The following is an 18457-nucleotide window of genomic DNA, read 5'->3' as shown; positions in this document are numbered from 1 at the left end:
AGACCTACCTCATCGCCACCGACACGACCTTCGCGCCGTTCGAGTTCCAGGACGCGCAGGGCAACTTCGTCGGCATCGACATGGATCTGCTGAAGGCCATCGCGGAGGACCAGGGCTTCCAGTATGAGATCCAGGTGCTCGGCTTCGACGCGTCGCTCCAGTCGGTGCAGTCGGGCCAGTCGGACGGCATGATCGCCGGCATGAGCATCACCGACGCCCGCAGGGAGATCTTCGACTTCTCCGAGCCCTACTTTGATTCGGGCGTCGTGATGGGCATCAAGGCGGACAACGGGGAGATCAAGGGCTACGCCGACCTGGCGGGCAAAAACGTCGCCATCAAGAAGGGCACCGAGGGCGCGGCCTTCGCCGAGAGCATCATGGATGAATACGGCTTCACCGTGACCTACTTCGCCGACTCCTCCAACATGTACGAGGACGTCAAGGCGGGCAACTCGGCCGCCTGCTTCGAGGACTACCCGGTTCTCGGCTACGCGATCTCGCAGGACATCGGGCTCAAGATCGTCACCGAGATGGAGCGCGGCAATTCCTACGGCTTCGCGGTCAACAAGGGCCAGAACCCCGAGCTGATCGAGATGTTCGACGCGGGCCTCCAGAACCTGCGCGACAGCGGCAAATACCAGGAGATCCTCGACACCTATATCAAAAAGTAACCATTCGGCGCGCATCCGTGCGGCGGGGCAGGGCTTGCCCCGCCGCACAGCCGCGTTTTCCCGGCGGTCCGGCTGATCTCCCGCGGCGCGGAGGATGAGCCGAAACGCCGTGTCCACACTTGCCATGAAAGGACGATCGCCGTGCGCTATCTGAAACTGTTGGAAGAGTCGTTCCCCATGCTGGTCAAGGGGCTGGGCGGCACCGTGCAGGTGACGGTCATCTCCCTGCTGATCGCCACCCTGCTCGGCCTGTTCTGCTGCCTTTTGCAGATCTCCGGTAAAAAGCCGCTCCAGTGGATTTCCCAGATTTATATCGACGTCATGCGGGGCGTGCCGGTCATGGTGCTCTCCTTCTTCATCTATTTCGGCGTGCCGAACGGCCTGGGCATCCGCCTCACCGCCGTGCAGGCGGGCGTCATCACCCTCTCCCTCAACGCGGGAGCCTACCTGTCGGAAATCTTCCGCGGCGGCATCCAGGCGGTGAACGTCGGCCAGATGGAGGCCGCGCGTAGCCTCGGGCTCCCCTATGGGCGCGCGATGCGCAAGGTCATCCTGCCCCAGGCGGTGCGGATCGTCATCCCCTCGATGGTCAACCAGTTCATCATCACCCTCAAGGACACCTCGATCCTCTACGCGATCGGCCTGCCCGAGCTCATGCAGAGCGGCAGCCTGATCGTGGCGCGGACCTTCCGCTCCTTCGAGGTGTGGGCGACCGTGGCGGTGATCTACTTCATCATCATCTTCATTCTGTCCAAGATTTCCAAGCGGATCGAAAGGAGGCTCCACAATGGCAAAGGTAAGGGTTAAGGGCCTCCGCAAGGACTTCGGCTCGCTGGAGGTGCTCCGGGGCATCGACCTCGAGGTGCGCGAGGGGGAGGTCGTCTGCATGATCGGGCCGTCCGGCTCCGGCAAATCGACCTTCCTGCGCTGCCTCAACTTCCTCGAGACGCCCACGGGCGGAGAGGTCGAGGTGGACGGATACCTCCTCACCGACGGCAAGACCGACCTCAACAAAATCCGTGAAAACATCGGCATGGTGTTCCAGCAGTTCAACCTCTTCCCCCACCTGACGGTGACCGGGAACATCACGATGGCCCCGCTCGACCGGAAAAAGCTCGACAAGCCCGCCGCGGAAAAGAAGGCGCGCGAGCTGCTCGAGCGGGTGGGCCTCGCGGACAAGGCGGACGCCTACCCGGCGCAGCTTTCGGGCGGGCAGCAGCAGCGGGTGGCCATCGCCCGCGCGCTGGCGATGGACCCGGACATCATGCTCTTCGACGAGCCGACCTCCGCGCTCGACCCCGAGATGGTCGGCGAGGTGCTCGCGGTCATGCGCCAGCTGGCCGACGCGGGCATGACGATGGTGGTCGTCACCCACGAGATGGGCTTTGCCCGCGAGGTCGCCGACCGGGTGATCTTCATGGACGGCGGCGTGATCGTCGAGCAGGGCACCCCCGAGGAGATCTTCGGCCATCCGCGCGAGCAGCGCACGATCGATTTCCTCAACAAGGTCCTGTAGCTTCCGCCGCTCTCCAAAAGTTTTGCCCGCCGTTTCAAAGGCGGCGGCTGGATCCTGAGAAGCGCTTTTTGGTTCTTTTCCCAGGAAAAAAACGGGACCGGTACCCAACGGGTACCGGTCCCTCCTGTTTTTCCCGCTATTCCCCGGGGCGCATCGCCCTCATGAAGGCGCCGATGAGCTTGTCGCACATCGCCTCCATGCTGTAGGCGCCGTCCCGCAGGCACCAGTCGTAGATGAGCCCGCGCAGCTGGATGTCGAGCATCTGGGAAAGCTCGGTGCAGGCGATCGCGCCGGTGATCTCCCCCCGCTCCTGCCCCTCGTGGACATACTGGTTGAGCAGCTTGACGTACCGGCGGCTTTCACTCGTCAAAAACTTCGGCCCCCGCGTCACGAGCTGGGTGGAATAGATCTCGGTGATGATCTGGCGGCTGAGCTTGAGCTCCATGTTCTTGCAGACGAACCGGCAGAGCGCCACGATGCGGTCGGCGCTCGGCATACCGGGCGGGCACTGGGCCGCCCACGCGTCGTAGTCGTTGTCGAACTTGTCGGGCAGCGCCGAAAGCAGCTCGTCCTTCGCGGAAAAATAGTGGTAGAACGCGCCCTTGGAGGTGCCGGTCGCGGCGATGATCTCGTCGACCGACACGTTTTCATAGCCCTTCTCGTCGAAGAGCCGCCACGCGGCCTCCGCGATGCGTTCCCGGACTTCCGTCTTTGCCATCGGCCTTCCCTCCCCGTCTGGTTTCATTTTATACCAACCGCCGCCCGCGCGCAAGGGGCCCCGGCTCAAAAGCGCGCGCCCCCGAGGGGGCGCGCGGCGGATCGCTATTTCCTGCGGCAGGCCCCGCGCTCCCGCAGGATGCGCAGCTGGTCGTCGAGGTAGACCTGCGGCACCGACTTGATGTCGAAGCGGACGAGGTCGAAGGTGAGGTTCATGAGCGGCCCGGTGACGAGCGCCACGATGACGGTGGCGACGCCGAACCGCCCGCCGAGCAGGGTACCCGCCAAAATGGCTGAGAGCTCGAGCCCGCTCTTGGTGAACCGTACTGACCAGCCCGTCCGGCGGACGATGCCGATCATGAGCCCCTCGCGGGGACCGGCTCCCAGCCCCGCCCCCACATAGAAGTAGGTAGCGACGTTGAGCACCATGAGCCCGCAGGCCACCATCAGCAGCTTCTGCGAAAGGTTTTGGGCCGCGGGGATCAGATGATGCGCCTGGATGACGTCGACGATCGGGCCGGTGATGACCAGGTCGAGGATGTTCCCCAGCCCGATGCGGATACCCATCCGCCAGTTGACCGCCAGCAGCACGACCGAGACGCCCAGCACCGCGGCCCCCAGCGAGATGCCCAGCGTGTGGGAGAGGCCGTCGCTCAGGACGTCCCACGGGGCCATGCCGATGCCCGACTGCGCGAACACGACGATGCCCACCGCGTAGAGCAGCAGTCCCACCAGCAGTTTGGACATGGATTTTACCGTGATATTGATGTTGTCAGCCTCCCTCTCCCCGGACGTTCTGATACGCGCGGGAGGTTCAGATCTTTTTCTTCTTCCTGTAGATCAGGATGCCGACGGCGACCACCAGCACGACGTTCAGCAGCATCTGCAGCGGCAGCGGGATGAACATCGATCCCACCGTCAGGATGAGCAGCGCGGAGATGACGCCGAAGGCGCCCAGGTCGGGGCGCTTGAGCATGAAGTTGGTGAACATGATCGCGAAGATCGAGGCGGGCACGTATTTGAATGCGTCCTTGACCGACGCGGGCAGCGCGCCGAGCAGCAGGGTCCCGCCGATCGCGCCGAGGGTGACGAAGATCAGGTTGGTGACGATCGAGCCCGCAATGCCGATCGTCGCCATGAGCTCGCCCTCCTTGGTGCCCGGCTTCACGCCGGTGACCTCCTGCGCGACCATCGCGCAGGGCAGGCGCATGTTGCTGATGTTGCCGCTCAAAAAGGCCATGTAGCTGCCCGCCGCGCCGAGCACGCCGTAGTAGGAGATCGGCTCGACCACCATCCAGGCGAACCCGGAGGAGACGACGAGCGTAAAGATGATCGCGATCTCGGCGGGGGTGGGCACGACGCCGTACACCAGCCAGAGGGTGAACGCGGGCACGAACGCCAGCACGAACCCGATGATCAGCGTGATGCTCCCGATGCGGATGGAGGGCTTTCCGAACTCCCTTGTGAACTGTTCGTCCGACATGCCCTTGAAATTCGATTCAGTCACTGCACTTTTCATCTCCTCAACCTCCAATCAGCCAGGCGCAGACCGGCGCGCAGACGATGCCCACGATCATGGCGATGCCCATGTGGTACTCCCGCAGCCAGGGCAGCTTTTTCACCGTCCTGGAGAGCCCCACCATGCAGAGCGACGCGCTCACGCAGGCGACAATCATCGGCAGCCCGGTCAGGCAGTTTTCCATCGTCATGTAGGACATGATGCCCAGCATGCTGGCCGTGCTGATCAGGGTCATGAGGTTTTTGTCGTATTTTTCGACCTTGACCTGCACCTTGTTCATCTGCGGGATAAAGACCAGCACGACGATCCAGGCCACCGAGAAGAGGCTCATCCCCCACAGGGCGGCGGCGTAGGCGCGGATGCCGAAGTCGGCGGCGCCCAGCGCGCTGCCCACGGCCTGCGCGCCGAGGCCGGCGTTGATCATTTCGCCCGCGGCGGCGCCCATGACGGAAAGCCGCATCCACGAAACGGGCGACCCGACGGCGGACATGAGTCCCACCATCATGATGAAGACCGCGACGGACGGCCCGATGGCCGAGATCATCCCGGCGCGGAAGGCCTTGACGCAGTCGCTCTTGGAGATTCCCATCTTGACGGCGGTGGCGAACGCCCGGCGGGTATACAGAACCGCCTGGCAGAGCACCAGCAGCACCAGCGGGAAGCAGGATAGCCACATGATCGGGCTGTTTGCTATCGACAGATAATCGCTCATTTTTACCGCTCCTCAATTCTTTTGATCCGAAAAACACCTCTGGCGGCCGCTTTTTCTGTGGCCGGCCGCCGGTTCCACCGCCCCCTTACTGATTGCCGAACAACAAAATCAAACCGTCCCCCGTTATCGGTACAGACTATAGTTTGTTTTTGCTTTAACGTATTAAATCATAGCGAATTTAAAGCGATTTGTCAAGAGCCCGCCGCGTTTTTCCGGAAAATTCATTCCCCGCCTTGACTTTTGCGCCCGGGGTTCCTATAATGGACATCAACAGCCCCCAGGGGCAGCCGAACAACAAAGCCGGACAGGAATTCTCCGCATGGGCCGAGCGGCCGATGCGTATTCCGTTTGGGCTTTTTTTGTTTTCCCGCCGGTGCACAACGCAAACAGAAAGAAGGATTCTCATGCTGGTACTGAAAAACTGCCGCCTGATCCCGGCGCTTACCGAAGGATACGACCTGCCCGCCGCCGACCTCGTCCTCGACGGGGAGCTCATCGCGGACATCCGCCCGGCGGGCGGGAGCTACGAGGACGCGCCCGTCCTCGACATGGCGGGCAAAACCGTTCTGCCCGGCCTCTTCGACCTGCACACCCACCTGCACTCCCTCTCGGGCAACCTGATGGAGAACCAGCTCAAGGATTTCGGCACCTCCTGCTTCGACACCTGCGAATACGCCAATACCTATCTGAAGCTCGGCTACACCACCGTGCGCGACATGGGCAGCAACAGCCGCTGCGCCATCGCCGTGCGCAACGCGGTGCAGAAGGGCCAGATCACCGGCCCGCGCATCTACAGCGCGGGGCTGATGATCTCCCCCAAGGACGCGGGCAACGACGCCTTCAGCCTCATGTACAACGAGGCGGACGGGCGCGAGGCGGTCATCGGCGCGGTGCGCGAGGAGATCGCGCACGGGTGCGACTTCGTCAAATACATGGTGTCGGGCGCCTTCCTCAACGAGGGCAGCGTGCCGGGCAACCTGATCACGACGGAGGAGGAGCTGCGCACGGTGGTCGACACCGCGGCGGCCCGCGACAAATACGTGGCCGTCCACTGCCACGGCACCGAGGGCATCAAAATGAGCATCCGCGTGGGCGTGCACACGATTGAGCACGCCACCCTCATCGACGAGGAGGGCGTCGACATGCTCGTCGGCTCGAAGGACACCTTCCTCGTCCCGACGATCGGCATCTTCCAGTTCCTCATCGACCTGAGCAAGGCCGACTCGAACGACTGGCGTGCCCTCAAGGCCAAGACCTACCTCCCCCTGCTCCAGCAGAGCCTGCGGACCGCCTACAAGGCGGGGCTCAAGTTCGGCTGGGGCACCGACCTGGACATGGGCTCCTACGTGGAGAACCCCGCGCAGGAATTTCTGGTCCGCCGCGACCTGATCGGCATCTCCAACATCGACCTGCTGCGCCAGGCCACGATCAACAGCGCGGAGATCGCCGGCGCGGCTGACATGACCGGCTCGGTCAAGATCGGCAAATACGCCGACCTCGTGGTGATCGACGGCAACCCGGACGAGGACATCTCCGTCATGGGCAAGCCCCGCGCGCACGTCTTCAAGGGCGGCGTCCACGTCGGCTGAGGAGTTCCCCGGGAACGGCAAAAAAGGGCCCCGGTGCTTACGCACCGGGGCCCTTTCATCACGTTATTTCCGCGCCGGGCTCACGCCGCGGCAATCGCCGGCGTTTTCGCGCCGAGCATCCCCATCAGCAGGTCCACACAGGCGGTCAGCGAAAAGACAAAATCCACGCCGTAGGAGGGGGCGAGCTGGGAGTACTGCTCGTGCAGCTCGTTGATCTGCTCGTAGAGCGCGGTGCTGTGGTCGATTTCCGCCGCGTTGGAGATGAGGTCGACCGCGTGCAGCATGCTGCGGCGTCGGTAGCCGTAGAACTGCATGAGGACTTCATATTTGAAGTGGCCGGCCTTGCTGCCGTCGAACGATTCGGAATGGGCGTAGCAGAAGAAGTCGGACATGAAGTGGCAGAGGATGCCCAGCTGCTTGCTGTATTCCTCCACCGACATGTTGTCGCCTTCCTTTGACAGGTGTTCCGCGCGCGCCATCACAAGGTCGTAAATGTCCTTTTTAAAATGCGAGAGCTTGAGCAGGCTCGGCGCAATATCGGGCAGGACGTTCCACCTCACAAAGCTCCCCTTGTCGAGCTCCACGCCGAGATTTTCAGTGAAGTAGGTATAGAGGTACCTGCCCATCGTGATGTGCGAAAATAGGTTCATTGGAAACACCGCTTTCTGATTATTGGGCCCGGGGGCCCTTTATCTGCAAGGCGTCAAGGCGCGCCGCGCTGCGGGTTTGGTCCTGGCGGCGACCCGCGCCACCGTTCGGGCAGCATCGCCCGGAAGGAGCGCGCGAAGCCGTAATGGCCGCGCCGGTAACAGACGCGCAGCGCAACCCAGGCCGTCGCGAAGTAGAGCAGCAGGTTCACATGGGAGAGCGCGACGACGACCGTGTCGTAGTGGGCGATCCACCCGGCCTGCTTGTCGGCCGCGAAAATCTGCTGCAATACCAGGAACTGGTTGAGGAACACCATGACCGCCAGCGCCCCGAACGAGGCGAACATCCCGCGGCTGCGGTGCCGCGCCGCCGCGATGAGCGCCATCACGAGCACGGGGATCTGGTAACGCTCGTGCATACGGGTCGTGAACATGAAGACGGTCTGCATGAAGAGGAACCCCATCAGCCAGACGCTCTTTTCGGTGGCCGTGAACCACACGGCCACAAGCAGCGCCAGAGCCGCGGCCAAAAGCAGGGTCGAAAGGTGGTCCGCCTGGATCAGACCGAGGATTTTCGTGCTGAAATGCTTGTAATTGAGCCCCGCCGACGAATAGAAGTTGAAGGCGTTGAGGCTGGCCCCCTGGTACTGGCCGAAGCCGCCGAAGTAGATCTCCAGCGGCAGCGCCCAGCCCGAACGCGCCATGAAGGGCAGGAAGACCGCGAGCACCGTGCCCGCTCCCGCCGCCACGGTCTGGAAAATCCGTCTGGGCGGATAGGAGGTGAGCAGCGCGACCGCGTAGACGGGCGCGAAGTAAAGGGACTGGAACTTCATCAGGCAGGCCAGCGCCATGACGGCGCCCGACCAGACGGGCCTTCCCTCCTCGAGCAGCAGGAAGGCGAGCACCACCAAAAAGATCATGATGCTGTCCGTCTGCCCCCAGTAGGAGGAGTTGAGGATCCCGGCGGGATTGACTGCCCAGATCGCGGCGCCGGCCAGCCCCACGAGCTGCCCCTCCCGCCGCAGCACGCGGTAGAGGAGCGGGATGCACGCGAGGTCGAACAGCACCTGCCACCCCTTGAGGGCGAGCATCATATAGGGGTCGAAGGCGCGCACCGCGCCGATCCCGAGCAGCTTCCCCGTCAGGAAGAGGGGGAAGAGAAAAAGGGGCGGATAGTCAAGGTTCCCTATATTGTTATAAGCGCCGAAGAAGTCGTTTGCCACTCCGGTCGACCAGTCCACATAGAAGCTCAGGTCGAAATAGTGCACGGTGATATAGGCGACCATCAGCCGCACCAGCGCGGCGAACGCCACCAGCACGGTCAAAAACCAGCGAATCTGCCCGGGTGAGGGACAAAAGGAAGCGCCCAGTCTTTTTTCATCCATCAGTTTACTTCCATTGCAATCAAAATTTTATCATATCGCGCCAAAACTGTCTGTTGAAGGTGTGAAAATTTTGTAAACTTTCCACATTTCCGTCGTTTTGTATAAATTTTCTACGAAAAATAGCCGTCAATTAGGAAGTTTTGCTCATCCCCTGCGGACAGTTCCTTGCGTTCCACCCGCGAAAAATATCCGTTTTCCCGCAACAGCTGTGCGAACGTCCCGGCGGATTTCCCGTCCGGGGCCGTGCAGGAGATGGTCAGCACCCGTCCGCCCGCGTCGCAGTCGAAATCCAAAATCGTCGCGCCCGCGTCCTCCGCCGCGTCTAGCAGCGCGGAAAACTGGGAGAGGTGCCGGCGCGGGGAGACCTCCATGTTGGTCACGACCCCCGCCATCGAATTGATATACTTCATGAGCAGCTCGGATTTCACCGGATCGCTCAGAATCTGCGAAAGCCGCCCCTCCTCGCCGGGCGTTGCGATCGCCGCGACGAGGCTGCTGCGCATGAGCTCCCCGCGCATATCCGCCGCGCGGGAGGCGAGCAGCATCCCCGCGGCCACGACGGCGGCCAGCGCCGCGAAAGCCACCGCCGCGGCCGCGGCGCGGCTCCGCCCGCCGTCCAGCATGCGGGACAGCCTGTGCGCGACCTTCTCCTTACTCAGCATACGTCTCCCCCGCCACTCCGAGATATTCCTCCAGCGAGACGCCGCGTTCAGTGATCTCCCGCGCCGCGCGCTTTCCAACATACCGGAAATGCCACGGCTCGTAGGTGATCCCGGTGATCTCCGTCTTGTCCTCCGGGTAACGCAGGATGAACCCGTACTCGGGCGCGTGCGCCGCGAGCCATTTGGCGGCCTGCGTTTCGGCAAAGCCGTGGTTGAGCATCTGGTAACCGGGGGTCACGATGTCGGCCGCCAGCCCCGTCTCATGCTCGCTCGTGCCGGGAGGGGCGATCCACTGGGAGGTCACCTCGACCGCCTCCTCCTCGCTCAGGCCCAGCGAGATATACTCCTGCACCTTGTTGTTGAAATTCTGCCGCTGGCGCTCGGTCCCCCGGTAGGCGGAGACGACCATCAGGTCGACCCCCTGCGCGGCCGCGTCGTAGAGCATCCACAGCATCGAGCCCGCCGCATCCGCATCCATCTGGTAAGCTCCGCTCACCGGATAGAGTTCGGGCGTGTAGTCGTCCGGGACGGGGTTTTCCGCGTTCACAAGCAGCAGGTTCTCCAATTCGCCCGCCTCTTCGCGGGGGAGCATCGTGGGTTCCGGCATGGCGCCCTCCTCTTCCGGAGCGGATGAAACGCTCTCTTCCGGCGCGGGAGCGCGCGCGGTGCAGCCGCTCAAAATCAGCAGCGCCGCCAGTAAAAGCGCCGTCCCGGCTTTCCATAATCGTTTCATTCTATGCCTCCCATGCCTGTTCGTATGTTCCGGCGCCGTCCCGCGGCGGGCACCCGTTCCCCGCCCGAACTCAACGTTTGGACGGGGCGCAGGAAGAATTGTTCTAGATATCTCCGCCCGCGTCTTTCGCACACCTCACGGAGCGCGCCTGTGGCGGTTGTCCGCGCCGCGCCTGAGCCCAACATTTTGAAGGGGTCCGGGGGAACCTTTTTCAAAGGTTGCAGGCCCGTGCCCCGGCTGCGTCTCACGGGGCGCGCCTGCGGCGGTTGTCCGCGCCGCGCCTGAATCCAACGTTTTGAAGGGGTCCAGGGGGAAACTTTTCCAAAAGTTGCAGGCCCGTTCCCCGGCTACGTCTCACGGGGGGCGCCTGCGGCGGTTGTCCGCGCCGCGCCTGAGCCCAACGTTTTGAAGGGGTCCAGGGGAAACTTTTTCAAAAGTTTCCCCTGGTAGTATCTGCCGCGTCCGTCTCAAATATCCCCCGCCTCATAAAGGATGGCGGTGATGGCGGAAAGGGGCGCGGTCTCGCAGCGCAGGATGCGGCTGCCGAGCGAAAGGGTGAGCAGGCCGTTCCCGGCGGCGAAAGCCGCCTCGGAGGGCTCGAAGCCGCCCTCGCTTCCGACCATAATCGAAACCTCCCCGCCGAGCCGGCGGGAGAGCGCGCTTTTCAGGCTTTCGTCGGCATTCTCATAAAAAAAGATGCCCAGCGGCGATTCCTTCATACGCGCGACCGCCTCCTCGAAGCCGACAAGCGGTTCGACGGGCGGCACCCGGCCGCGGCCGCACTGCTTGGCGGCCTCGAGCGCGATGCGGTTGAGGCGTTCGAGCTTCTTTTTCATCGATTTTTCGTCGGGGCGGGAGACGCACCGGCGGGTCAGCACGGGCACGATCCGCCCGACGCCGAGCTCGACCGCCTTCTGCACGATCATTTCGAGCTTATCCCCCTTGGGCAGCGCCTGATAGAGGGTGATCTCCACCCCCGGCTCCCCGGCGGAGGGGGCGACCGCCTCCACCCGCAGGTCCACCCGCCCGGGATCGACCGTCTCGACGACGCACTGGTAGTCGTGCCCGGCGCTGTCGCAGACGGTGAGCGGCTCGCCGGGCTTCATACGCAGGGAGAGCGCGATGTGGCGCGCGTCCTCGCCGGTGATGACAGCGGACCGCCCATCCACCTCGCCGGTAAAAAACCGGGGCATCCCGCTACCCCCTCACGGCGGCCAGCGCGACCCAGCCGCCCGATTCGCGCCGGTCGGCGAGGCGGTAGCCCGCCCCCTCGAGGGCGGACACGACGTCCGCCTCCCGCGTGTCGATGATACCCGACGCGATGAACACGCCGCCCGGCTCGAGGAACCGCCCGAGGTCGGGGATGAGGCGCAGGATGATGTCCGCGACGATGTTCGCGGTCACGACCGCGAACCGCCCGTCCACCCTGTCCGCGAGGTCGCCTGCCAAAAAGGCCGCCCGGTCCCCGACGCCGTTGGCGGCGGCGTTTTCCTTCGCGACCCGCACGGCCACCTCGTCGATGTCCACGCCGACGGCCGAATCCGCGCCGAGCAGCAGCGCCGCCACGGCGAGGATGCCGCTGCCGGTGCCGACGTCAAGCAGCTTCACGCCGGGCGCCGCGTATTTTTCGAGCAGCTGCATGCACAACCGCGTCGTATCGTGGGTGCCGGTGCCGAACGCCATGCCGGGGTCCATCGTGAGCACGACCTCGCCGGGCGCCGGCGCGTAGTCCTCCCACGAGGGGCAGACGACCAGCCGCTCCCCCACCCTGGTGGGGAAGTAATATTTCTTCCAGGCAGTGGCCCAGTCCTCCTCGTCTACCTTGTCCGTCTCGACCGAGAAGGGCACCCCCTCCGCCTCCAGCCGCTCCCGCAGGTAGGAGACCGCCTCGAGCGGGCTCTCGCCGGGGGAGATGTAGAGGTGGATGACCGCGTGGGTACGGTCGCGCTCCAGAAGCTCCTGCTCGATCAGGTCGACGTGCGCGATCTGCGGGGCGAGCTCCTCGATGTCGCTGTAGTCCTCGATATAGATGCCGTAGGGCACCACCATGTTGGCGACCGCCTCGGCGGTTTCGATGCGCTCGACGGGCACCTTCAGTTTCACTTCGCTGTACTGCATGCCGCTCCTCCTTGTCCTAGTACGCTAATATTTAATTATACAACAAAACCGCCCCCATAGAAAGGGCGGTTTTGTAAACAATTCTTATTTCATCGCATCCTTGAGCTTGTCAAAAAAGCTCTTCCGCTTTTCATAGTTGCGGTCGCTCGACAGGTCCTCGAACTTTTTGAGTGCGTCCTTCTGCTTGGCGTTCAGGTTGCGCGGGACCTCGATGTTGACCTTGACGTACTGGTCGCCGCGCCCGCGCCCGTTCACGTAGGGGATGCCCTTGTTGCGCAGGCGGAAGACGGTGCCCGACTGGGTGCCCTCGGGAACGTTGTACTTGACCTTGCCGTCGATGGTGGGCACGACGATTTCGTCCCCGAGCACCGCCTGGGTGAAGGTGATCGGGATGTCGCACCACACGTCGAAGCCGTCGCGCTCGAAGAGGGTGTCCGGGCGCAGCGTGACCATGATGTTCACGTCGCCGGACGGCCCGCCGTTGAGCCCCTCGTCGCCCTGCCCGCGCAGCACGAAGGTCTGCCCGTCGTCGATGCCGGCGGGGACGGAGACCTCCAGCGTGCGGGTGTGGCGCACGCGGCCCATGCCGCGGCAGTCGCCGCACGGCTCCTTGACGATCTTGCCCTTGCCCGAGCACTTGGTGCAGGTGCGGGTGGTCTGGATGACGCCGATGGGGGTGCGCTGCTGGACCTTCACCTGACCGGTGCCGCCGCACTCGGGGCAGGTCTCGGGGGAGGTGCCCTTTTTGGCGCCGGAGCCGCCGCAGGTCTCGCATTTTTCAAGCCGCTGGACCGTGATCTGCTGCTTGCAGCCCTTGGCCGCCTCCATGAAGGAGAGGCCGACCGTCACGTTAATGTCGTTGCCGCGGATCGGGGCGTTGGGGTTGCGCGGCCGGGAGGAGCCGCCGCCGAATCCGCCAAATCCGCCGCCGAAGAAGCTCTCGAAGATGTCCCCGACGTCGAAGCCGCCGAAGCCCCCTCCGAAGCCGCCCGCCCCGGCGCCCGCGCCGTAGCTCGGGTCGACGCCCGCGTGGCCGAACTGGTCGTACCGCTGGCGCTTGGTGGAGTCGCTGAGCACCTCGTAGGCCTCGTTGACCTCCTTGAATTTGGCCTCGGCGGTCTTGTCCCCCGGGTTCATATCGGGATGGTACTGTTTGGCGAGCTTGCGGTACGCCTTTTTGAGGTCGTCCGCGGAGGCGTCCTTCGAGACGCCCAGTACGTCATAATAATCCCGTTTATCAGCCAATTGCCCTCACCTCTGCTTTCCGCTCCCATGTCACCGGAACGGCTGTTTCACGCGGCAAGGCGAGAGGCCCCGCCCCCCGCCTTGCCGCAGACTTTTTCCATTGTATTATTTTTTGTCGTCCTCGTCAACCTCGCGGTAGTCGGCGTCGACATAGTCCCCGCCGCCGGCGGAGGCGCCGCCGTCATCCTGCTGCGCGCCCGCCTCGGGGCCGGCGCTCTGCTGCGCCTGCTGGTACATCTTGGAGGACATCTCGTAGAAATCCTTCTGCAAGTCCTCCTGCTTCTGCTTGATGTCGTCGACGTTCGTGCCCTTGAGCGCCTCTTTGAGGGCGTCGATCTTCTGCTGGACGCGGCTCTTCTCGTCGGCGGACACCTTGTCGCCCAGGTCGGTCAGCGCCTTTTCGGACTGGTAGACCATCTGGTCGGCGGCGTTGCGCACGTCGATCTCCTCGCGGCGCTTCTTGTCCTCCTCGGCGAACTGCTCCGCCTCTTTGACCGCCTTGTCGATGTCGTCCTTGGACATGTTGGTCGACGCGGTGATCGTGACGTTCTGCTCCTTGCCGGTGCCGAGGTCCTTCGCGGTGACGTGGACGATGCCGTTCGCGTCGATGTCGAAGGTGACCTCGATCTGCGGCACGCCGCGCGGCGCGGCCGGGATGCCGTCGAGCCGGAACATGCCCAGCGTCTTGTTGTCGCGGGCCATCTCGCGCTCGCCCTGGAGCACATGGACCTCGACCGAGGTCTGGCCGTCGGCGGCGGTGGAGAAGATCTGGCTCTTCTTGGTCGGGATGGTGGTGTTGCGCTCGATGATCTTGGTGCAGACCCCGCCGAGCGTCTCAATGCCGAGGGAGAGCGGGGTGACGTCGAGGAGCAGGAGCCCCTTCACGTCGCCGCCGAGCACGCCGCCCTGGATGGCCGCGCCGACCGCGACGCACTCGTCCGGGTTGATGCCCTTGAAGGGATCCTTGCCGCAGAACGCCTTGACCGCGTCCTGCACGGCGGGGATGCGGGTGGAACCGCCGACGAGCAGCACCTTGTCGAGGTCGGAGACCTTGAGGCCCGAGTCGGCCATCGCCTTGCGCACCGGCTCCATCGTCTTTTCGACGAGGTCGGCGGTCATCTCGTTGAACTTCGCGCGGGTCAGCGTGACGTCGAGGTGCTTCGGCCCGGTCGCGTCGGCGGTGATGAAGGGCAGGTTGATGTTCGCCTGCGTCATGCCGGAAAGCTCGATCTTCGCCTTCTCGGCGGCCTCTTTCAGGCGCTGCATGGCCATCTTGTCGCCGCGCAGGTCGATGCCGGAGTCCTTCTTGAACTCGTCCGCCAGGTAGTTGATGATCCGCTCGTCGAAGTCGTCGCCGCCCAGGCGGGTGTTGCCGTTGGTGGCGAGGACCTCCTGGACGCCGTCGCCCATCTCGATGATCGAGACGTCGAAGGTGCCGCCGCCGAGATCGTAGACCATGACCTTCTGGTCCTGCTCCTTATCGATGCCGTAGGCCAGCGCGGCCGCCGTCGGCTCGTTGATGATCCGCTTGACGTCGAGGCCGGCGATGCGTCCGGCGTCCTTGGTGGCCTGGCGCTGCGCGTCGGAGAAGTAGGCGGGCACGGTGATGACCGCCTCGGTGACCTTTTCGCCGAGGTAGGCTTCCGCGTCGTCGCGCAGCTTCTGCAGGACCATCGCGGAAATCTCCTGCGGGGTGTAGTTCTTGCTGTCGATCGTGACCTTGTAGCTGGAACCCATATGCCGCTTGATCGAGGAGATCGTGCGGTCGGGGTTGGTGATCGCCTGGCGCTTGGCCACCTGACCCACCATGCGCTCGCCCGTCTTGGAGAACGCGACGACCGACGGGGTCGTGCGCGCGCCTTCCGCGTTGGCGATGACGACGGGTTCGCCGCCCTCCATGACCGCCACGCAGCTATTTGTCGTACCTAAGTCGATACCGATGATTTTTCCCATGATAAAAGCCCTCCAGATCTATTAAACTTAATTTTTACGAAAGGGATATCGTTTCGCGGCTCTCCCGCGGAATCGTCTGAACCTGATTTGCGCCGTCAGTTGGCGACCTTGACCATCGCGTGCCGGATGATCCGGTCCCCGAGCTTGTAACCCTTCTGGAACACCTCGACGATGACGCCCGCCTCGGCGTCCTCGTCCTCCACGTGCATGACCGCGTTGTGGAAGTCGGGGCTGAAGACGTCGCCCGCCGCGCCGAACTCCTCGACGCCGAGCTTGGCGAAAACGTCCTTAAAGTTTTGCAGAATCATCTCGACGCCCTTTTTGAATTCGGCGTCGGTGCAGGGCGCCGCGAGCGCCCGCTCGATCGTGTCCACGACCGGCAAAAACTGCGCGACCGCGGCGGCGGTGGCCTGCGGGTAGATCGCTTCCTTCTCCCGGACGCTCCGCTTGCGGAAGTTGTCGTATTCCGCCATCGTGCGAAGCAGCTTGTCGTTCAGGGAATCGACCTGCTCCCTGAGGAGTTCGGCCTCGCTCTTTTCGGAAGCGGTCTGTTCCGCCTCCTGCGCGGAGGCCTCCTCCCGCTCCTGCGGCTCCGCCTGCGGGGCCGTGTCCTTCGTCTCTTCTGCCAAATCTGCTCACAACCTATCTCTGTTATTGTTATTCCTGCTCAAACGTCTCCGCAAGGAGCTTTCCCAGCGTTTTGGAGAAATACTCGATGTGCGGGATGATCTTCGCGTAATCCATGCGCACCGGCCCGATCACGCCGATCGCGCCCGAATTCTGCTCGCCGATCTTGTAGCGCGTGACGACCACCGAGGTGTCCGCCAGCTCGCTCTGGGGGTTCTCCTTGCCGATCGTGATAAAGACCGCGTCGCTTTTGGAGGCGAGCACCCCGAGGAGCTGTTCACGGTTGTTCATCGTCAGCAGCAGGTCGCGGGCGATGTCGGAGAACTCCTTGTAGCCCAGCAGGTTGACGCTGCCGGAGGTGTAAAACTGCCCCTCGTTGATCTCGCGGCAGAGCTCGTACACGGTGGCGAGCACCGGGACGAAGAGGGTGGAGTAGTCGCCGAGGGTCACGGCGATCGAGTTGATGTACCACTGGGAGATGTCCGAAACCGATTTGCCGACCAGGCGGCCGTTACAGAACTGGTTGAGGAATTCGACGATCTCGGTGGTCAGCCCGAAGTCGACGCGGCAGACCTTGTTTTTGATGACACCGTTGGTCGCGATGACCAGCACGACGACGGTCCGCGCGCCCGCAGGGACGATCTCGACCCGCTTGACCTGCACCGTCTTGGGGGTGATGGTGGTCGAGACGGTCGCGCACTTGGTGTAGTCGGCGAGGGCCTCGGCCGCGTCCTCCAGGAGCCTGTCGGGATCGGGGTCGCGCACGTTGAAAAGCGCGTCGATCTCGCGCTGCTCCTCCTCCGAGAGGGGCTGGCAGTGCATGAGCTGGTCGACGTAGATGCGGTAGCCCAGATGGGAGGGCACCCGCCCCGCCGAGGTGTGGGGCTGTTCGAGCAGCCCCATGTCGAAGAGCGCCGCCATATCGTTGCGGATGGTGGCGGAGGACACCTGGAAGTCAAGCTTCCGGGCGACCGTCTTGGATCCGACGGGCTCCCCCGTCTCGATATAGGTTTCGACGATGGCCGTCAGGACCTTCAGTTTTCGAATGTCGAGCTTCACCGTTCCCACCTCACATTCCCGTTCCCGGCGAAGGGCTCTTTAGCACTCATTATTTACGAGTGCCAACAACTATAATGTACCACACTTTTCTGCAAAGTCAAGGGAATTCACGAAATGTTTACAGAATTTCTAGCACTCTATATATGAGAATGCTAATTATGTAAATTATGTACAAACTTTAAAAAATTCATTGTACATATTGACATTGCTTCCATTTTGTAGTTTAATAGGGACAGAGAGAGAATCAACCATTTCACAACCGACAACATAAGGAGGTTTTATCATGATCATCAAAGACGTTATGCTTCACTCCGCGGAGGACCTCCGCCAGTTCATGTATCTTGCCATGCAGTCGTCCGAGGACATCGGCGTGCACACCACCGACGGCAAGATCGCGGACGCGAAATCGATCCTCGGCCTGATGGCGCTCGACTACAACAAGCCCGTCAAGGTCGTCACCGAGGACAGCCACTTCATCAAGCAGATCGAAAAGTGGGCGGTCTAAGGTATCCCCGCCTCACGGACGAGGGCCGGCGGCCCTCCCCGCGTACCCCCGCCCGATCAATGCATCCCGCAATAAAGCGGCCGCCTTTGGCGGCCGCTATTTGTTTGCCGCCGAGTGGCGGAGCTTGTCGGTAGTCGACCGACAGCGACCCCTTAGGTTTACCGCTCATCGAGCGGCGCAGTTTGTCGGTGGTCGCTCGGCGAGCGGCGGAGCTACCGGGTCCCGCCCCGGCGGGCGGCCCTATTTCTTGGCCGCCCAAGAAATAGGGGAAAGAAACCGCAGGGGGCTTGGGCGGCCTGCCCGGGCTGCGCCCGGAGCGCGCTACGCGCGACGGCCGCTCGCGGGCGCTCCGCCCCGCGGCCCCGGCTTGAGTCCGCTTCGCGGACCCGGCCCTGCGGGCCGGATTCTCTATCAGGATGGCCTGCGGCCAAATCCCTGCGACCCCAGCGCCGCCTCCGGTTGGCCTTCGGCCAAAGTCGGCGGCGCCAGGTTCACGGATGAGCGGACGGGTGTACAGCATCCCGCCCGCCGCCGCGCCGCGGGCGCAATGCCTCTGCCGGCGAGTCTCCGGAACCGTACCGGAAGAGCTTCCGGGGAGGCACGGCCGCTTTTGCGTGGCGCGCAGCGCCCACGGGGAGGCGGAAAACTGCGCGGCTTCGCCGCGCACGCGCGCAGAGCGCGCGAACGCCCGGTACGGGCGTTGTTTTCCGCCGAGTGGGTTTTCCCGAGCTATCCGGCTACGGCCGTTGGGAGCGCCCGCAACCTGAATTGAGCCTTCAGCTGGTGTACCCGTGGGGAG

Annotated in this window: 19 protein-coding genes; 5 read left to right on the top strand and 14 right to left on the bottom strand. The window is 63.5% G+C overall.

Translation table 11 applies throughout. The features are described 5' to 3' along the window. The 3 genes from RCI06_RS12145 to RCI06_RS12135 all read left to right on the top strand — a co-directional run. A partial coding sequence (locus tag RCI06_RS12145; RefSeq protein WP_306576224.1) for a transporter substrate-binding domain-containing protein occupies nt 1–671 on the top strand: 671 nt, incomplete at its 5' end. A gap of 141 nt (nt 672–812) precedes the next feature. After that, nucleotides 813–1478, top strand: a complete 666-nt coding sequence (locus tag RCI06_RS12140; protein WP_242970857.1) for an amino acid ABC transporter permease — start codon at nt 813–815, stop codon at nt 1476–1478. Beyond that, the gene (locus tag RCI06_RS12135) at nt 1459–2187 is read left to right on the top strand and encodes an amino acid ABC transporter ATP-binding protein (protein WP_101551733.1); all 729 of its coding nucleotides are present in this window, start codon (nt 1459–1461) and stop codon (nt 2185–2187) included. The genes RCI06_RS12140 and RCI06_RS12135 overlap by 20 nt, the downstream gene beginning before the upstream one ends. 136 nt (nt 2188–2323) lie before the next feature. Here the strand turns inward: RCI06_RS12135 and RCI06_RS12130 are convergent, their stop codons facing one another. The 4 genes from RCI06_RS12130 to RCI06_RS12115 form a co-directional block, all read right to left on the bottom strand. Further along, nucleotides 2324–2905, bottom strand: a complete 582-nt coding sequence (locus RCI06_RS12130) for a TetR/AcrR family transcriptional regulator (RefSeq protein ID WP_256152919.1) — start codon at nt 2903–2905, stop codon at nt 2324–2326. 104 nt (nt 2906–3009) lie between these two features. Next, nucleotides 3010–3651 carry a YitT family protein gene (locus RCI06_RS12125; protein ID WP_306576223.1) on the bottom strand — a complete coding sequence of 214 codons (642 nt, stop codon included), beginning with the start codon at nt 3649–3651 and terminating at the stop codon, nt 3010–3012. Between the two features lie 67 nt (nt 3652–3718). After that, a complete protein-coding gene (locus tag RCI06_RS12120; RefSeq protein ID WP_276873188.1) occupies nt 3719–4423 on the bottom strand; it encodes a hypothetical protein in 705 nt (234 codons plus the stop codon). A 4-nt stretch (nt 4424–4427) separates the two neighbouring features. After that, nucleotides 4428–5135 carry a DUF5058 family protein gene (locus RCI06_RS12115; protein WP_101551741.1) on the bottom strand — a complete coding sequence of 236 codons (708 nt, stop codon included), beginning with the start codon at nt 5133–5135 and terminating at the stop codon, nt 4428–4430. 404 nt (nt 5136–5539) lie between these two features. Between RCI06_RS12115 and RCI06_RS12110 the strand changes: the two genes are divergently transcribed. Beyond that, the gene (locus RCI06_RS12110; protein WP_306576222.1) at nt 5540–6724 is read left to right on the top strand and encodes an amidohydrolase family protein; all 1185 of its coding nucleotides are present in this window, start codon (nt 5540–5542) and stop codon (nt 6722–6724) included. Between the two features lie 80 nt (nt 6725–6804). Here the strand turns inward: RCI06_RS12110 and RCI06_RS12105 are convergent, their stop codons facing one another. The 10 genes from RCI06_RS12105 to hrcA form a co-directional block, all read right to left on the bottom strand. Next, nucleotides 6805–7374, bottom strand: coding sequence for a zinc dependent phospholipase C family protein (locus RCI06_RS12105; protein ID WP_101551744.1), 570 nt, complete (start codon nt 7372–7374; stop codon nt 6805–6807). 53 nt (nt 7375–7427) lie between these two features. After that, the gene (locus tag RCI06_RS12100; RefSeq protein ID WP_306576221.1) at nt 7428–8756 is read right to left on the bottom strand and encodes a glycosyltransferase 87 family protein; all 1329 of its coding nucleotides are present in this window, start codon (nt 8754–8756) and stop codon (nt 7428–7430) included. Nucleotides 8757–8866: 110 nt separating this feature from the next. Further along, complete coding sequence (locus tag RCI06_RS12095; protein ID WP_306576220.1) at nt 8867–9418, bottom strand: hypothetical protein; 552 nt, start codon at nt 9416–9418, stop codon at nt 8867–8869. Next, nucleotides 9408–10151 carry a M15 family metallopeptidase gene (locus RCI06_RS12090; protein WP_306576219.1) on the bottom strand — a complete coding sequence of 248 codons (744 nt, stop codon included), beginning with the start codon at nt 10149–10151 and terminating at the stop codon, nt 9408–9410. Before RCI06_RS12090 ends, RCI06_RS12095 begins: the two co-directional genes overlap by 11 nt. Before the next feature lie 467 nt (nt 10152–10618). Further along, on the bottom strand, nt 10619–11344 hold the full coding sequence (locus tag RCI06_RS12085) for a 16S rRNA (uracil(1498)-N(3))-methyltransferase (protein ID WP_306576218.1): 726 nt from the start codon (nt 11342–11344) through the stop codon (nt 10619–10621). 4 nt (nt 11345–11348) lie between these two features. Continuing rightward, on the bottom strand, nt 11349–12269 hold the full coding sequence (prmA, locus tag RCI06_RS12080; RefSeq protein WP_306576217.1) for a 50S ribosomal protein L11 methyltransferase: 921 nt from the start codon (nt 12267–12269) through the stop codon (nt 11349–11351). Nucleotides 12270–12353: 84 nt separating this feature from the next. Then, nucleotides 12354–13514 carry a molecular chaperone DnaJ gene (gene dnaJ, locus RCI06_RS12075; protein ID WP_101551756.1) on the bottom strand — a complete coding sequence of 387 codons (1161 nt, stop codon included), beginning with the start codon at nt 13512–13514 and terminating at the stop codon, nt 12354–12356. Nucleotides 13515–13619: 105 nt separating this feature from the next. Then, nucleotides 13620–15467: a molecular chaperone DnaK gene (dnaK, locus tag RCI06_RS12070; protein WP_101551758.1), complete on the bottom strand. Its 1848-nt coding sequence runs from the start codon at nt 15465–15467 to the stop codon at nt 13620–13622. Between the two features lie 95 nt (nt 15468–15562). After that, nucleotides 15563–16096 carry a nucleotide exchange factor GrpE gene (grpE, locus tag RCI06_RS12065; RefSeq protein ID WP_306576216.1) on the bottom strand — a complete coding sequence of 178 codons (534 nt, stop codon included), beginning with the start codon at nt 16094–16096 and terminating at the stop codon, nt 15563–15565. A 28-nt stretch (nt 16097–16124) separates the two neighbouring features. Continuing rightward, complete coding sequence (gene hrcA, locus RCI06_RS12060; RefSeq protein WP_172439250.1) at nt 16125–17153, bottom strand: heat-inducible transcriptional repressor HrcA; 1029 nt, start codon at nt 17151–17153, stop codon at nt 16125–16127. A gap of 283 nt (nt 17154–17436) precedes the next feature. Between hrcA and RCI06_RS12055 the strand changes: the two genes are divergently transcribed. Further along, nucleotides 17437–17658, top strand: a complete 222-nt coding sequence (locus tag RCI06_RS12055; protein WP_207726263.1) for an HPr family phosphocarrier protein — start codon at nt 17437–17439, stop codon at nt 17656–17658. Nucleotides 17659–18457: the final 799 nt, after the last annotated feature.

This window comes from Anaerotruncus massiliensis (ex Togo et al. 2026) (assembly GCF_030825285.1).
Taxonomy (GTDB): Bacteria; Bacillota; Clostridia; order Oscillospirales; family Ruminococcaceae; genus Anaerotruncus; species Anaerotruncus massiliensis.
Note: the sequence above shows the minus strand (reverse complement) of the source record. Positions and strands in the feature narration are given on the sequence as shown.

What these genes read in the sequence shown, in the direction of transcription:
- RCI06_RS12130 (WP_256152919.1), bottom strand. Translation starts at nt 2,905, where the DNA reads ATGGCAAAGACGGAAGTCCGGGAACGCATCGCGGAGGCCGCGTGGCGG.
- RCI06_RS12105 (WP_101551744.1), bottom strand. Translation starts at nt 7,374, where the DNA reads ATGAACCTATTTTCGCACATCACGATGGGCAGGTACCTCTATACCTAC.
- RCI06_RS12115 (WP_101551741.1), bottom strand. Translation starts at nt 5,135, where the DNA reads ATGAGCGATTATCTGTCGATAGCAAACAGCCCGATCATGTGGCTATCC.
- RCI06_RS12110 (WP_306576222.1), top strand. Translation starts at nt 5,540, where the DNA reads ATGCTGGTACTGAAAAACTGCCGCCTGATCCCGGCGCTTACCGAAGGA.
- RCI06_RS12125 (WP_306576223.1), bottom strand. Translation starts at nt 3,651, where the DNA reads ATGTCCAAACTGCTGGTGGGACTGCTGCTCTACGCGGTGGGCATCGTC.
- RCI06_RS12135 (WP_101551733.1), top strand. Translation starts at nt 1,459, where the DNA reads ATGGCAAAGGTAAGGGTTAAGGGCCTCCGCAAGGACTTCGGCTCGCTG.
- dnaK (WP_101551758.1), bottom strand. Translation starts at nt 15,467, where the DNA reads ATGGGAAAAATCATCGGTATCGACTTAGGTACGACAAATAGCTGCGTG.
- RCI06_RS12090 (WP_306576219.1), bottom strand. Translation starts at nt 10,151, where the DNA reads ATGAAACGATTATGGAAAGCCGGGACGGCGCTTTTACTGGCGGCGCTG.
- RCI06_RS12095 (WP_306576220.1), bottom strand. Translation starts at nt 9,418, where the DNA reads ATGCTGAGTAAGGAGAAGGTCGCGCACAGGCTGTCCCGCATGCTGGAC.
- RCI06_RS12085 (WP_306576218.1), bottom strand. Translation starts at nt 11,344, where the DNA reads ATGCCCCGGTTTTTTACCGGCGAGGTGGATGGGCGGTCCGCTGTCATC.
- RCI06_RS12055 (WP_207726263.1), top strand. Translation starts at nt 17,437, where the DNA reads ATGATCATCAAAGACGTTATGCTTCACTCCGCGGAGGACCTCCGCCAG.
- RCI06_RS12120 (WP_276873188.1), bottom strand. Translation starts at nt 4,423, where the DNA reads ATGAAAAGTGCAGTGACTGAATCGAATTTCAAGGGCATGTCGGACGAA.
- RCI06_RS12100 (WP_306576221.1), bottom strand. Translation starts at nt 8,756, where the DNA reads ATGGATGAAAAAAGACTGGGCGCTTCCTTTTGTCCCTCACCCGGGCAG.
- prmA (WP_306576217.1), bottom strand. Translation starts at nt 12,269, where the DNA reads ATGCAGTACAGCGAAGTGAAACTGAAGGTGCCCGTCGAGCGCATCGAA.